At 68.4% G+C, this 14,864-nt stretch carries 10 protein-coding genes and 1 pseudogene; 9 read left to right on the top strand and 2 right to left on the bottom strand.

The features are described 5' to 3' along the window. From MFF61_RS31115 to gmd, 9 genes are all read left to right on the top strand, one after another. A complete protein-coding gene (locus tag MFF61_RS31115; protein WP_238241556.1) occupies positions 1 to 2,115 on the top strand; it encodes an alpha-L-arabinofuranosidase family protein in 2,115 nt (704 codons plus the stop codon). Next, the gene (locus tag MFF61_RS31110) at positions 2,112 to 3,608 is read left to right on the top strand and encodes an O-antigen ligase family protein (RefSeq protein WP_238241555.1); all 1,497 of its coding nucleotides are present in this window, start codon (positions 2,112 to 2,114) and stop codon (positions 3,606 to 3,608) included. The genes MFF61_RS31115 and MFF61_RS31110 overlap by 4 nt, the downstream gene beginning before the upstream one ends. Then, on the top strand, positions 3,608 to 4,645 hold the full coding sequence (locus MFF61_RS31105; protein ID WP_238241582.1) for a glycosyltransferase family 2 protein: 1,038 nt from the start codon (positions 3,608 to 3,610) through the stop codon (positions 4,643 to 4,645). Before MFF61_RS31110 ends, MFF61_RS31105 begins: the two co-directional genes overlap by 1 nt. Before the next feature lie 536 nt (positions 4,646 to 5,181). Continuing rightward, entirely contained in the window at positions 5,182 to 6,150 is a 969-nt protein-coding gene (locus MFF61_RS31100; RefSeq protein ID WP_238241554.1) for a glycosyltransferase family 2 protein, read from the top strand. A 3-nt stretch (positions 6,151 to 6,153) separates the two neighbouring features. Continuing rightward, positions 6,154 to 7,212 (top strand): glycosyltransferase family 4 protein, encoded by a 1,059-nt coding sequence (locus MFF61_RS31095; RefSeq protein WP_238241553.1) that lies wholly within the window; start codon positions 6,154 to 6,156, stop codon positions 7,210 to 7,212. Further along, complete coding sequence (locus MFF61_RS31090) at positions 7,209 to 8,369, top strand: glycosyltransferase family 4 protein (RefSeq protein WP_238241552.1); 1,161 nt, start codon at positions 7,209 to 7,211, stop codon at positions 8,367 to 8,369. Before MFF61_RS31095 ends, MFF61_RS31090 begins: the two co-directional genes overlap by 4 nt. Beyond that, on the top strand, positions 8,366 to 9,718 hold the full coding sequence (locus tag MFF61_RS31085; RefSeq protein ID WP_238241551.1) for a polysaccharide biosynthesis/export family protein: 1,353 nt from the start codon (positions 8,366 to 8,368) through the stop codon (positions 9,716 to 9,718). Before MFF61_RS31090 ends, MFF61_RS31085 begins: the two co-directional genes overlap by 4 nt. Positions 9,719 to 10,329: 611 nt before the next feature. Continuing rightward, entirely contained in the window at positions 10,330 to 11,286 is a 957-nt protein-coding gene (locus MFF61_RS31080) for a UDP-glucuronic acid decarboxylase family protein (RefSeq protein WP_238241550.1), read from the top strand. 59 nt (positions 11,287 to 11,345) lie between these two features. Then, positions 11,346 to 12,452, top strand: a complete 1,107-nt coding sequence (gmd, locus tag MFF61_RS31075; RefSeq protein ID WP_238241549.1) for a GDP-mannose 4,6-dehydratase — start codon at positions 11,346 to 11,348, stop codon at positions 12,450 to 12,452. Between the two features lie 315 nt (positions 12,453 to 12,767). Here gmd and MFF61_RS31065 read toward each other — a convergent pair. Together MFF61_RS31065 and MFF61_RS31060 are read right to left on the bottom strand one after the other, a co-directional pair. Further along, positions 12,768 to 13,840: pseudogene (locus MFF61_RS31065) on the bottom strand (alpha/beta fold hydrolase). A 151-nt stretch (positions 13,841 to 13,991) separates the two neighbouring features. After that, positions 13,992 to 14,864: alpha/beta hydrolase (locus tag MFF61_RS31060; protein ID WP_238241548.1), on the bottom strand; the 873-nt coding region annotated here is incomplete at its 5' end.

Below are 14,864 nucleotides of genomic sequence, written 5' to 3'. Positions count from 1 at the left end.
ATGAAGCGCATCCGACTCCTCGCGGCCGGAGGCGCCCTGTGCGCCGGCCTGCTCGGCCTCGTTCTCGTCGCGGCCCAGCCGGCGCCGAGCCTCCAGCTCGTCAATGCGGGTTTCGAACAGGCGGGATCGCCGCCCCCCGGCTGGAACCAGGAGAGTCAGGCCGCCGACAAGGGCGAGGTACGGCAGGTTACGGTCGCGGGCGCGGCGGGCCGCGCGCTCGCGCTGTCTCCAAACGGCCGCAATCGCGGCGGCGACAAGCCGCTTGGTCTCGGCCAGATCATCTCGGCTGCGGAATTCGCCGGCCGGCCGCTCACCCTGCGGTCCCGCCTCGGCGCGGAGGGTGGCGCTGCCGCCGTAGTCGGCATCGCGTTCCTCGACGGGAGCGGTGCCGCCGTCGGCGCGCGCCTCGTCCTGCGCGCCGACGGCGTGCCGCCCCTGAGCGTGCACTCACTCCGCTCCGACGAGGCCGTGCCGACCACGGCTCGGCAAGCGATCGTGTTCCTCGTCGCCGAAGGCCAGACCGGGACCACTTACTTCGACGACATCGAACTCGTGCCCGACCCGACGCCGGCGCTCGCGGACAAGCACGCTCAAGCCATCGCCGCCCGGGTCTCCCTCGTGCCGGCCGAGGATCTCGGCCCCGTGCGTCGGCACCTGTTCGGGGCCAACGTCGAATGGATCCGCGACGCGCAGGGACTGTGGAACAGCGCAACCCGGTCGCTCGACGCCGATATGCTGGCGCTCGCCAAGACCGCCGGCGTCAGCGTCCTGCGCTTCCCGGGCGGGGGCTGGTCGGACAGCTACGACTGGCGCAAAGGCGTCGGTCCCCAGGCGACCCGGCCGCGGGCCCTGCACGCTCCGGGGGAGCCGGAGGAATCGCCGAATGTCGTCGGCACGGACGAGATCATCGAGGCCGCGCGCCGGATCGGTGCGGACCTGCTGCTCACCTTGAACCTTGGCAGCGGCACGCCGGCGCTCGCGGCCGAGTGGGCGCGCTACGTCCGCGCGCGCCTGGGCGACGATGCCCGGCCGCGCGTCACCTGGGAACTCGGCAACGAGCTCTACATGGGGCAGGACATCTCGCACGCTCAGACCGATCCGCAGACCTACGTGCAGCGCGCCCGCGCGACCATCGCGGCCGTGCGGGCCGTCGATCCTGCGGCGCGCTTCTACGCCATCGGCCTGGAGAACTTCGGGCGCTACCGCTTCAACGCCCATCGGGGCTGGAACGACACGGTCCTGTCCGCGCTCGCCGCGGAGATCGACGGGCTCGCGATCCACAACGGCTACGCGCCCCTGCTGCCGGGGCCGGAGGGCGGCAGTGCCGCTTCCGTCTACAGGGCCATGCTGGCCGCGCCGGTCAACATGGCAGCGAACCTCGTCACGACAATGCGTCAGCTCCACGCCGCGCAGGCCGGGCGCCGGCTCACCCTGGCCGTCACAGAGTGGGGTCCGCTCTTCGCCGTCGATCCGGCCAACCGGTATTTCGACCATGTGAAGACCCTGGGGTCCGGCCTGTACGTGGCGCGGGTCCTCAACGTCCTGCTGCGGACGCCCGGCGTGACGGAGGCCGAGTTCTTCAAGCTCAGCGACCTCCTGAATGCGGGCTGGATCGGCCGCAAGACCGGCGGCGGTTACGCAGCAACTCCCGCCCTCGAGGTGCTGCGCCTCTACGCTACCAACCTGTCGGGACGCCTGATCGGCACGCGCGTGGACGGGCCGACGTTCTCCGGCGGCCCGATCGGCTTCATCGACAGGGTCGACGCCGCCCCCGTGGTCGAGGCCGTGGCGTCGCTCACCGAGACGGGCGAACTCGCGATCCTTCTTTCGAATGCGAGCCTGGAGACTCCCGCCGAGATCGACCTCGACCTCGACCAGACACGCGCGGGGTCGATGGAACTCCTGAGCGGCCCCGCGCCCGATGCGACCCGCGGCACCGGCATGATCTCGGTTCCCGGCCTGTCCTTCGCGCAGACGGCCAGTTTCGGTGCGCCTCGCCCGCACGGCCGGGACGAGATCACCCTTGAGACCCGGCCCGTCGCGCCGGGTGCGCGCCTGCGCCTCGTCCTACCGCCCGTGTCGGTCGCGGCCTTTCGCCTGGGGGCGGCCCGATGAGGCTCCGTCTCTCGCCCATCGAGGCCCAGGCCGGCCGTCTGACCCCGCTCCTGGCGGTCGGGCTGCTCGGCCTCGCGAGCGTGCCGCTCGCCGCCTCGCTCGAGACCACGAGCCCGCGTCTCCTGCTCGTCGGGGTGGCCGGTCTCGCCGCGTTCGCGACCATCGTGCTCGCCGGCCTGATGAAGCCGGTGCTGCTCGCCCTCTACGTCATGGCACTGACCTACAATCGCCAATACTACAGTTTCGACTGGCTGCATGGAGACCTTGGCGGTCGTGGCCTGTACTGGTGCCCATCGGACCTCTGTCTGGTGGGTCTGTTGCTGCTGTGGCTCGTCGAGCGGGTGCTGCGCCAGTCGGCACCACGCCCCTCCCGGAGAGGGCCGGTGCTCTGGCTGCTGCCGCTCATCGCGGTCGGACTGCTCTCGGCAGCCAACAGCGCGGAGCCGATCGGGAGCACCGTCGAGATCGTCCGCTATCTCAAGCTCGCCCTCCTGCTGATCTACCTGCAGTACAACCTCGACACGCGCGGCCTCGTCGTCATCGGCTCAGCGCTCGCGGGCGTCATCCTCCTGCAGACGCCGATCTCGATCCTCCAGGCGGCCTTCGCCTCCGGCCAGAACGGCCTCTCGCAGATCTTCAAGTCCAGCGAGCCGGCCGAACTCGCCCGCCGTGCGGCCGGAACCCTCGGGCATCCGAATTATCTCGCCCCCTACCTGCTCCTGATCACGCCACCCTTCATCGCCGTCGCGCTTGGCCTGCGCGGCTCGTGGATCGGCAAAGCTGCCGCCCTGGTGGCCGCGTCCGGCACGCTCACGATCGGCCTAACCCAGTCGCGCGGTCCGATCGCGCTCCTGCTGGTCACGGTCCTGGTGCTGATCGCCCTGATGACGGCGCGGCGGTCGCTTCCGGCCCTGCGGGCGGTCGGCTTGATCGTGGCGGGTGCGGTGCTCCTCGTCGCAGTGGTGGCCCCGCTCGCCCCTGCGATCGAGAAACGGCTCTCGGGTGATTTCAGCGCCTCGGTCGACTTCCGGGCTGCGTACAATGATGCCGCGGTGCGCATGTGGGAGGCGAGCCCCATGCTCGGCGTCGGGCCAAACAATTTCGGAGTGGAGGTCCGGCACTATTCTCCGGATCTCTACGTACTGATGGCCCTCGACGCGCTGTCCAGCAACGAGGCTCGCAACAAGGTCCATCTGCGCAGCACCGCGCCCGTCCACAACGTGTATCTTCTCGTTCTGTCCGAGCTCGGCCTCCTGGGGCTGATAGGTTTCCTGCTGTTCCTGCTACGCGGCTTCGCGCTGGCCTGGACGGCGTCAGTGACTTCCAGTCGGGCGACCGGCCTGTTCGCGCTCGGACTCTTCTGCGGGATCGTCGCCGAGTACGTGCAGCAGCTGATCGATTACTCGCTGCTCTGGGATCCCTTGCTGTTCACCATCACCCTGCTGATGGGTGTCATGCACGCGATCATCGCCGCTCAGGAGGGCACCCCGTGATGGCACTGGACGTCACCGTCGTCGTCCCGACCTTCAATCGCAGCAGGGATCTGCCCGCGACGCTCGCTGCCCTGGCGGCGCAGACGCGGCGGCCGCGCGCCGTGACGGTCATCGACAACAGTTCCACGGACGACACGCGCGAGGTGATCGGCGGCTGGGTTCCGGTGCTGGCGGCCGCGAACATTGCCCTGCGCTACCGCTGCAAAGAGCCCGAAGGACCGGCGGCCGCGCGCAACCTGGGCTGGCGCGAGGCGGAAACGGCCGCCGTCGCGTTCGTGGACAGCGACGTCTCCCTCGACCCGGGCTGGCTCGCTGCCTGCGGCGCGGCCCTGGACGCCGATCCGGGCGTCGGTGCCGTCGGCGGCAAGGTCGTCTACGCCCACAGGCCGGACCTGCTGAACGGCTACGGCGGCGCCCTCGGGCCGCTCGGGCTGGCGTGGGACGCGCTCGAAGGGGAGCCGGCGACCGCGGCGACGCGGCCCCGCGACGTGCTCTGGACGAACTGCTCGGCGCTGCTCGTCCGGCGGCGGGCCCTGGCGGAGATCGACGGGTTCGATGAGGCCTTCTTCTACGGCTACGAGGATTCCGATCTCGGATGGCGGCTCACCCTCAGCGGGTGGCGCGTTCGCGTCGTGCCCGAGGCCACCGTCCACCATCGTGTCGGCAGCGCCATCGGGCGGGCAGCCGAGACCATCAGCTTCCACGCCGCCAAGAACCGCCTTCGGTCCGTCCTCGTGAACTGGGGACTGGCCGGCCTGCTGCGCTACGGCCTCCCCGCCGTGACTTACGGCCTCGCGGACGCCGTCCTGCGTGCTCCCCGCAGGCCCAAGCTCCGGGCTTTGCTCTGGAATCTGCGCCATCTCCCCGGAACCCTGGCGCGGCGCCGGAGGGTTCAAGCGGGGCGCCGCGTCGATGACCGTGCGATCCGCGCGCTGATGGACCGCCGCGCGTTTCCGGAGCGCCGCCTCGGCGGGCTGCGCCGTCGGCCTGCGGATATGACCTCGCCGCCGATCCTCGGCGCGGACGACCGTATCTGACGGGATCCTGCGCGGTAGGCGTGCATGAGCCGGCACTGCACCGGCTGGCCGGCTTCGCGCTCAGCTCCCCTGCGAACCTCTCCGTCCCGTCTTCGGCTCGGCATCACCGGAGAGGGTCGACGGCCGGTACGCCAGCAAGGTGCGCCGCCGAGATCACGGAGACCATCAGCGCGACGTCCACCGGCGAACGGAATGGCGCGCCGCGCCGCGAGCGGGCACGCCGGCGGCAGGAACGGCCCCGGACCGACGATGCGGGCAGGGTCTCGGACGTGCCCGGTATCGACCGTCCATCGGCCGTCCCTGGCGTGCTGCGGGTCATCGCATCCTGGCGGCCCGCTCTGCGAACGCAGCGGGAGGCCCGTGCTTCGTTGGCACAGCCTCCTACCTGCACTTCGGATGATAATTTTTAGTACGGCCGGCGCGGAAGCGACTGCTATTGTCATGAGACGTCATCGATCACAGCGAGCGGACTTTCTCTTCTAAGAAAATACGCTGCGTGTCGACATCTCTTCGCATGAGCAGGCGGTACTGTTAAGATGATTCTCGCTGCGCCACCATTCGTCAGTGTCGTCGTCCCGACGCGCGGACGCCGCGACATGGTCGTGCGGCTGATCGGATCCCTGCTCCGACAGGACTACCCGGCCGACCGCTACGAGATCATCGTCGTCCACAACTTCACCGATGACGGCACCGAGGCCGCGCTCCGTGCCCTCGTGGACCAGGGCGGCCTGCCGGTCCTGAGCTACCATCGCAAGGCCTTCACGTCGCCCACGCCTTCGCGTCAGTTCGGTGTCGAGATCGGGCGGGGCTCGATTATCGCCTTCATCGATGATGATTGCGAGGCGACGGACGGATGGATCCGGGCCGGTGTCGCCGGCATGACGACCGGAACGGGCATCGTCCAGGGACGCACGCTGCCTCGGCCCGATCAGCCGCGTCGCTTGTTCGAGAAGACCGTGACGGTGACGGGCGCGACCCCGTATTTCGAGACCTGCAACATCTTCTATCGCCGCGAAGCCTTCTTGGGCGTCGGCGGCTTCTCGGCGGAATTCCTCGACCGCTTCTGGGGCGAGGACACCGACCTCGGGTGGAAGGTCGTGCAAGCCGGATGGGCGCGCGCCTTCGCGTCGGACGCGCTCGTGTATCATGAAGTCTTCCACCAGACGCTTGTCGCATGGCACCGGGAGGCGCTGAACCTGCGGGTCTGGCCCCTCGTCGTGCGGCTTCGGCCGGAGATCCGGCGGGATCTCTACTGCGGCTATTTCGTCAGTCGCCAATCCGCCGCCTTCGCATTGGCGGTCGCGGGAGCCGCCGGGGCCGCGCTGGTGCATCCGGTGCTGTTGCTGGCCGCGCTGCCCTATCCCTGGATCCGGACGATCGAGAGCGGACGCTACCGGCATCCGCTCGCAATCGCCGCGCGGATCGTGGTCGGGCTGCCCCGGGCGGCCCTGATCTTCGGCGCCCTCGCATACGGCTCGATCCGTCATCGCTGCCTGGTGCTGTGAGCCATGCGCATCCTCCTCGCCCACGAGCGCTACCTGCCCGACTCCGGAGGGGGCGGTGAGGTTCTGGCCCACCGGCGCGCGCTCCACCTGCGCGCGCGTGGCATCGCGGTCCAGGTGATCTGCGCGGGGGATCCGACGCTCGGCGACCATGAGGGCGTGCCAACGCGACGCCTGCCGCTGCGCCGCCGGACTCTGCCACTCGGCCTGCCGGCCTTCATCGAAGCCGCACGCGACGCCGATCTCGTTCATGCCTTCACCTACCATGCGATGCTGCCTGCATTCCTGGCGGCGCGACTGACCGGCCGCCCCCTCGTCTGCGAGTACATGGCGTTGTTCGGCCCGGCTTGGTCGGTAATGCGCTCCGGTCCGAGCGCTTTGGCCCATCGTGCAGTCGAACGCCTGCTCGTGGGCCTGCCGGCGCAGGGCCGCATCTTCCTCAGTGAGGACTCTCTTGCGCTCGCGAAGGCGACGCCGGGCAATCACGTCGTCCTGGCTCCGCCGGGCGTTGATCCCGCCTTCTTCGAGGAGGCGTCGCCCGTTGGGAAAGAGGATGTCGTTCTCTTCGCCGGCAAGTTCGAGGCCCGCAAAGGCATCGCCGAACTGCTCGCGGTTGCCCGAGCCTGTCCGCAAATCCGCTTCGTGGCCGTGGGCTGGGGCGGGAACGTCGCGGCGCTGCGGGCGGCGGCGCCGGCGAATCTCACCGTGCAGGAGAGCCGCGGCGACCTTTACCGGCGCCTGCTCGGCCGAGCCCGGATCTTCTTCTTTCCCTCCTACGCCGAGACCTTCGGGATCGTCGTCGCCGAGGCGATGGCCAGCGGCTGCGCCGTGGTCGGAACCACCGGACAGGGGGCCGAGGGCGCGCAGGTCGAGGCGGGGGACACGCGCGGCATGATCGCGGCCGTCCGGCGTCTCTGGGACGACCGCGACCTCTGCCTCGCGCTCGGCGCCCGCAACCGCGAGCGTGCCCGCACCTACGATTGGGAGCGCTCCGGCGACGTGGTCCTCGGCCTCTACCGAACTCTTCTTGCCCCCACGCTGCCCCTGTCGGAGGCACAGCCATGAGAGTCGCGCTCTATTACCCCTGGGTCTACCTGCGCAGCGGAATCGAGCGGGCGCTCATCGAGATCAAGCGCCGAAGCCGCCATGACATCCGCATCTACACCAACCACTTCGATCCGGATGGAACCTATCCGGAACTCGCCGGAATGGACGTCACCGAGCTGTCCCGGGTCTCGGTCGAACGCACCTATTCCGCCGTGACCGCGGCCGCGCTGTCCATTCTGCACACGCGCCTCGATCCGGCGCAGCACGACGCGGTTCTCCTCTGCTGCGATGGTCTCGGCCCGCTCCTGACCATCAGCAATCGCCGCAAGCCCGTGGTCAATCTCTGCTTCACGCCGCTGCGCGCGACCTACGATGAGGTCTACCGCGATCGCGTGCTGGCGGGCGGCGGTCCGGCTCGGCCGGTGAAGCGGGCGGCGGAGGCGGCGTTCCGCCTCGTCGACCGCATGGCATGGCGCAACTTCGACGAAGTGATCTGCATCGCCGAGACTGTCCGGCGGCGCGTCGCGGACAACCGCCTGTTTCCAGAATCCAAGATCCACCTCGCTTATCCGGGCGTCGAGCCGCGGCAGGCGGCTTCCGGGGGCGAGCCCGAGCCGATGTTCCTGCTCCCCGGCCGGATCATGTGGACGAAGAACATCGAACTCGCCATCGCCGGATTTCGCCAGTTCCTCAGCGAGGCGCCGCCCGCGCTGCAACGATTCCGCCTGCACATCGCCGGCATGGTCGACGCCAAGAGCCGTCCCTACTTCGCGCAACTGCGGGATCTGGCCGGCGGCGAGGAGCGGATCACCTTCGAAACGGTGGTCTCGGACGATCGCATGCGCGCCCTCTACGCGCGGGCCTGGGCGGTTCTCGCCCCGGCCTTCAACGAGGATTTCGGGCTGACCCCGATCGAGGCGATGGCCCATGGACGGCCCGTCTTGGCCTGCAACCGGGGCGGCCTGCGCGAGACCGTGCAGGACGGCGTGACCGGCCTGCTGGTCGAACCCGATCCGGCCGCCTTCGCAGCCGGCCTGCGCCGCATCGCGCAGGACGAGGCTCTGGCCCAGCATCTGGGCGCGCAAGGGCCCGCCCGCGCCGCCGCTTTCACGTGGCCGCGCTTCGTCGACACGATCGATGCCGTCCTCGACGGCGTGCAACGGAGGTCCTCATGAAGCGTCTTCTCGCAGGCATCGCACTCGCCGCACTCCTGATCGTGCCGGCAAGTGCGGATTCGTTCCGGCTCGGCCCGGAGGACCGGGTCGACGTGCGGGTCTTCGGCCGGCCTGACATGTCCTTGGCGCTCAGAGTCGATGGCGATGGCAACTTGCGCCTTCCCCTAGTCGGCAGCGTCGGCGCGTCGGGCCAGACCATCGACGAGGTCGAGGCCCGTCTCGTCGCGGCTTGCCGCGAGCGGGCCGGCATCCTCGAACCGCGCGTCACCGTCACAGTTCTGGAGACGGCGCCGATCTTCGTTGGCGGTGCGGTTCAGACCCCGGGCCGCTACGCCTGGGCGACCGACCTCACCGCCGCCAAGGCCTACGTGCTCGCCGGTGGCGCCCCGCGCCTGTTCGAGAGTGCCGGTCCGCTCCTGGTCTTCGAGGCCTATCGGGCTGTCGAGCAGGAGGAGCAGACACAGACCCGCTTGGCCGCGGCCATTCTCCGGCGGGCGCGTCTCAGCGCCGAAGCCGCATCGGCTGCAAGCTTCGACTTGCCGGACGGCTGGGCCGAAGGGCTCAAGCCGGCGCAGGCCGAGGTGCTTCTCACGCGCGAGCGACACCTGTTCGCCAAGCGCCGCGAAGCGATGACCGGCGAGATCAAGAACCTCAAGCGGCAGTCCCAGATCTTGGTCGAGCAGGAGGCCGCTCTCAAGGCGAGTCTCACCAAGAAGGGCTTGCAGCTCACCCTGCTTCAGCAGGAGCTGTCGGCCATCAGCGGCGATTCCGAGAATGCCCGCTTGGTTCCGGTAACGCGGCTGCTCGCGCTAAAGCGGTCGATCGTCGATACCGAGAACGATCAGCGGGAGATCGAACGCCGTATATCGGAGACGAAGCTCCAGGCTGCAAACGCCGAGCAGACATCGGCGAACCTTGAGAATTCTCGCACCATCGAGGCCTCCGGCCAGCTCGCCGAGGTCGAGCGGGAGCTGATCAGCCTGCGTGAGAGCCTGCTGCCGGTCCGGCGCCGCGCCGAGGTGGGACGCACGACCGTCGGCGCCTCGGACGGGCGCGGCGCGCGTGCGCGCGTCCCCGTGTTCACGATCCGCCGCGAGATGAGCGGGACGATCCAAGTCCTGCAGGCGGACGCGGATACGCGCCTCATGCCCCGCGACCTCGTGCAGATCACGGCCGAGCCGGCGTCGAGCGGCGACTCCGACCGCGTGGCGGAGACGCGCACGGGCAGCCCGCAAGCGGCGCCCCCACGCGCGCCAGCCGTGCCGGCTGCCAAGTCGCCGCCCTCGGGCGTCGGCGCGCCTGGCGCGAGCGGTATCGCGGCGGCTCTCCACACCGCAGGGCCGAGATAGCCGCAGGGCCGAGATAGGGCCGATGCGGCGAGCCCGGGCCGGGCTGCGGATGTGCTGGCGGGGGCGATCGGGACGAAGCCGCGTGCGTGTTCGTACGCATCGCGCCGACCGCAGGCCCCACACGCCCGCCCGCCGACCGGTGCGTCCAGCCTGAGCATCATTCGCCGAAGCGGTCGCCGGTTAGGCGGCGGCACCGATGCAGGACGAAGAGCCTGGGCAGAATTGCTCCACGTGGTTCTGCTAGGCGCGGCCGTGCGCCGCATCGAGCGGCCACCGGACGGGGAGGTGCACCAACGCACCGCCCGATCGCGGGCCCGGAGGTCCGCGCGGGTCGCGCAGGCGGACCAGTTCTCCGCCGTCGGCCGTTCGTCCGGCACAGTCTCGCGGCATCGTCCCTGCCTGCTCTCGTCCGACCATGCGGCCCTGCCGTCTTCGGCAGGCGCGATCACCGTTCGTCGGATGATGCCGGTCCCGGATTTTTCAGGCGCCTTGCAGAGCGCCGTAATCGCATCGTCGGTGCAAAAAATTTGGCGGTGCGAGTTCCGTCGGTGATGCCTACTCGGGTTCACACTGGATCTTCATGATCCTGAGATGAATGGAGCATCGCTACCATGGTATCATATCGACGGACGAAGAGGATCTTGGTGACCGGAGGTGCCGGATTTCTCGGCTCTCATCTGTGTGAGCGTCTCCTCGGCCAAGGGCACGAGATCCTCTGTGTCGACAATTTCTTCACGGGAACCCGGAGAAACGTCGAACACCTGCTGGATAACACGCGATTCGAGCTGCTTCGCCACGACGTCACCTTCCCGCTCTACGTGGAGGTGGATGAGATCTACAATCTAGCCTGTCCGGCCTCTCCGGTTCATTACCAGTTCGACCCCGTGCAGACCACCAAGACGAGCGTGCACGGCACGATCAATGTGCTGGGGCTGGCCAAGCGCGTGAAGGCGAAGGCGCTGCAGGCCTCGACCTCGGAAGTGTACGGCGATCCCGAGATGCACCCGCAGGCCGAGCACTACTGGGGGCGGGTTAATCCCATCGGTCCGCGTTCCTGCTACGACGAAGGCAAGCGCTGCGCCGAGACGTTGTTCTTCGACTATCACCGGCAGCACGGCCTTCCGATCAAGGTCGCTCGCATCTTCAACACCTATGGCCCGCGCATGCACCCGGACGACGGACGGGTCGTCTCCAACTTCGTCGTCCAGGCACTCAGCAACCAAGACATCACGATCTATGGGGACGGCCGTCAAACCCGATCGTTCTGCTATGTCGACGACCTCATCCAGGGCCTGATCGCACTGATGGAGACGGATTCTACGGTGACAGGGCCAATCAACCTGGGGAATCCTGGTGAGTTCACGGTCCGGGAGCTTGCCGAGCTTGTTGTCGAGCTGACGGGATCGCGCTCCGAGATCGTTCACAAGCCGCTCCCGCAGGATGACCCGCGCCAGCGGAAACCGGACATCGAACGCGCGAAGCGGGCCCTCGACTGGCACCCCACTATCGAACTTCGTGAAGGCCTCGTCCGGACTATCGAGTATTTCCGTACGCAGATCGCCGCGTAAACAGGCTGAACGAGCTCTTTATTGATCCAGACACCGTGGTAGATCGGAGAATTCCTGCCATGAAATCGGCTCTCATTACCGGAATAACCGGCCAGGACGGTGCCTATCTGGCTCAGTTCCTGCTGGCCCAGGGTTACACCGTCCACGGCATGACGAGACGGTCGAGCTCACAGGATCGAAGCGCTCAGCGTCTCGCATGGCTCGGCATCGCGGACCGTGTTCACTGCGTCGAAGGCGACATCTCCGATCTGTCGAGTCTGATCCGCCTCGTTCGCACCATCCAGCCCACCGAGGTCTACAACCTCGCGGCGCAGTCCTTCGTGAGGGCCTCATGGATGCAGCCCGTGCTAACCGGCATCACCACCGGTCTTGGCTGCACCAACGTCCTCGAGGCCGTGCGGCTCGCGGCGCCGGATGCCCGCTTCTATCAGGCCTCGTCGTCGGAGATGTTCGGACAAGTCCAGCAGCCGGTGCAGTGCGAGACGACCCCGTTCTATCCGCGCTCGCCCTACGGCGTTGCCAAGCTCTATGCCCACTGGATGACCATCAACTACCGTGAGAGCTTCGGCCTTCATGCCTCGACCGGCATCCTGTTCAACCACGAGAGCCCGTTGCGCGGGATCGAGTTCGTCACGCGCAAGGTCACCGACGCTGTGGCACGGATCAAGCTCGGCATGGCGCATGAATTGAGGCTGGGCAATATCGACGCCAAGCGCGACTGGGGCCATGCACGCGATTACGTGCGGGCGATGTGGCTGATGCTGCAGCAGGACGCCCCGGACGACTACGTCGTAGCAACGGGACGATCGGTGACTGTTCGGGAGATGTGCGAGATCGCCTTCGACCATGTGGGTCTGTCGTTGGCGGACCATCTGGTGATCGATCCCGATCTCTTTCGGCCCGCCGAAGTCGATGTGCTCATCGGCGATGCCTCGAAGGCGCGACGGGTGCTGGGCTGGGAACCGACCGTCAGCCTGGAGGAGATGGTGCGCGAGATGGTCGATGCAGACCTTCAGCGGCTCTCGCGGGACAGGGGCCGGCCGTGGGCCGTGCGCAGACCCGTGGCGCGAGACCCCCACGCCTTCCTGTCGCTGCGCAAGGGGTCGTCGGGCTCACGGGCGCGCAGACCGTGCGTGGCCGACGCCAGCTATATGCCGAAGGTGTAGTGGTCCGGACCCTCGTCTCGATCAGCCGAGAATCGAGGCCGGCTCCTCGAAGGGTGCGGATGAGGAGAACAGCAGGTTCACCCGGACCCTCGTCCGCGCCGTGTTCGATGATGACCGGCACCGGCCCCGGTCCCGCCCGGCCGCAACGATCGCCGCTCCCGCAGAAGTGTCCCGGCTGCGCCAAGACCGGATGGCGCCTGCGGGCCGGTCCGGCGGGAGCGGCTCATGGCCGGCCGACTATGCGGCAGGCGTGGCATTCCGACAGAGCGTACCTCTCTCGGATGTCAGCCACCGCCTGCCGGTGTCGCTCGGAGGCTACACGTTTCCCAGGGCCATGTCCTTGAGCACCAGCTTGTCCAGAAACAGGCCCGCCACGAGCCGGCGCCCTGCCCAGAAGCTCTCGAGGGCACGTGTGACGGCCGTCAGATCCTCGAAGTGTGGGAAGGCGCCGGTCAGCAATCGCACGACGGTCCAATTCTGCTGCCAGGCAAACCGAGGCAGGTCGCGGTAATCGACGAAGTCGCCGCGGGTGCGTGGATGACCAGAACGGGCAGGTCGAGCGGCTCGTAAAGTGCTGTAGCGTCCGTGGGGAAGAGGTGGCCGGCGATGAAGCAGAAGGGGGCATGCTCGGCACCCGGCTGATGCGCCGAGGCGTACCCGTAGGCGAGCAGGCCCTCGTCAATGTCCGGTGAGCCCCAGGTCTTCTCCAGGAAGAAGCGCATGCTCGGGCGGCTGACCAGGGCGTCGAACAGGGCGCGCCCCCAGGGCGGCGCATCGAGGGTCGCGAGCAATCGATCCTTCCCTCGGTGGCCGCCGCGTGGAGAGCGGCCGGAGAGCCGCGCATCGAAACCGGTCGGGCTGATCAGGGCAAGGCAGCGGTAGTCCCGCGGGCGCTCCAGGGCCGTGCGGGCGAGGTACTCGGCTGAGAGGGAGAGTGCGAGAGCATCGAGCGCGGCCCCGTCGTGCCGCCGCCGGATCTCGGCGGCGGCGGCATGGATGGCCTCGATCATCACAGTGGGCGTGTAGCGACGACGGCGGCGTTCCGAGACGCCGAACCCGGGCAGGTCAAGGGCGTAGACGGGGCGTCGTCCTGCATAGTGCAGGAAGAGCGGGAGGACCTCGTAGGCGCTTGCAGCGGCGTTGATCGAGTGGATGAGGAGAAGAGGAGGGCCGTTCCCGCCGGCACCACCGTATAGGGCGATGCCGCCGGCCCCGGTCTTCAGTTCGATGACGCCGCCCGGAAGGGCATCCGGCAGCGGCAGGCGATGATTGACGACGAACCGGCTGTAGGCGAGCCATGCGCCGCTGCCACCCATGGCCGCGAGACCGAGCACTTTGGCGGCTTGCCGCACCAGAAGCGGCAGGACGGAGTGGGGCCGACGGGCCATGAGCACCTCGCGAGCGTCGTGCCAGCACAACAAACTGTCAGGCTCAGCGTTGCGATCCTCGTCTGCCGCGTCCCCGCAGTTGGCCGGCACGCTACGTCCGGCGTGCGATTGTGTCGTGCTGGCCTCCTCGTGTTCTCCCGGCGTGTGGGCGTCACCTCTCCAGATGCTTGTCGAAGAACCAGGCAATCTCCTCGAACACCTTGCGGGTCTCCGGAGCGGTGTCGTCACGGATGTAGTGGGCGTGCGACTGACCTTCGCCGACCTGGAGGTACGCCTCGACGCCGGCATCGCGCAGCTTCCGGTGCACCCGGACCGTGTTCGAGAGCAGGAGGTCGCGCGTGCCGGTGGTCAGGATGGTCGGCGGGAAGCCGCGCATATCCCCGTAGACCGGCGAGAGCATCGGGTCCTTGAGATCGTGCCCAGCCGCGTAGACTTTCGCGCCGTCGTCGCAGAAGCCGTCCGGGGAGACGAGTACGTTGTCGAGCATGGCGTTGGTGACGAAGCTGTCGCCGACCTTCGTGGTGTCCGACATCGGAGTGCCGGGCGCGATCGCTCCCGGCAACGGCAGCCCCTCCTGCTTGGCGCGCAACACCATCGCCAAGGTGAGCGCACCACCCGCCGATGTGCCGAAGATCCCCATCTTCCTCGGATCGGCCATCCGAATGGCCGCCCTCCAGACCGTCATGGCGTCGTCGTGCGCGGCCGGATAATAGGCTTCGGGCGGCATGCGGTAGTCGACCGAGATCACCTTGAAGCGGCCAAAGCCGGCCATGAAGATCGCCTCCGGCAATCCGGCCTCACCGGGGTTGAGCACGTAGCAGCCGCCATGGACGTGCACGAGCAGGCGGTCGCGATTTTCCGGCGGGATCGTCTCGGGTGTCAGGATGAAGGCGCGCACCCCATCGATGGTGGTGCGCTCGACCTTCACGTGCAGGCGTTCCAGCATACCGGGCACGAGTTTGGCGAGCGTTGCCGCCCCCGCGTCAGCCACGGGCTTCCACTCCGGTTCTCCCGCACTTTGCGT

It is taken from the genome of Methylobacterium isbiliense (assembly GCF_022179325.1).
Taxonomy (GTDB): Bacteria; Pseudomonadota; Alphaproteobacteria; order Rhizobiales; family Beijerinckiaceae; genus Methylobacterium; species Methylobacterium isbiliense.
The sequence above is the reverse complement of the archived record's forward strand: the minus strand, read 5'-3'. Positions and strand labels throughout refer to the sequence as shown.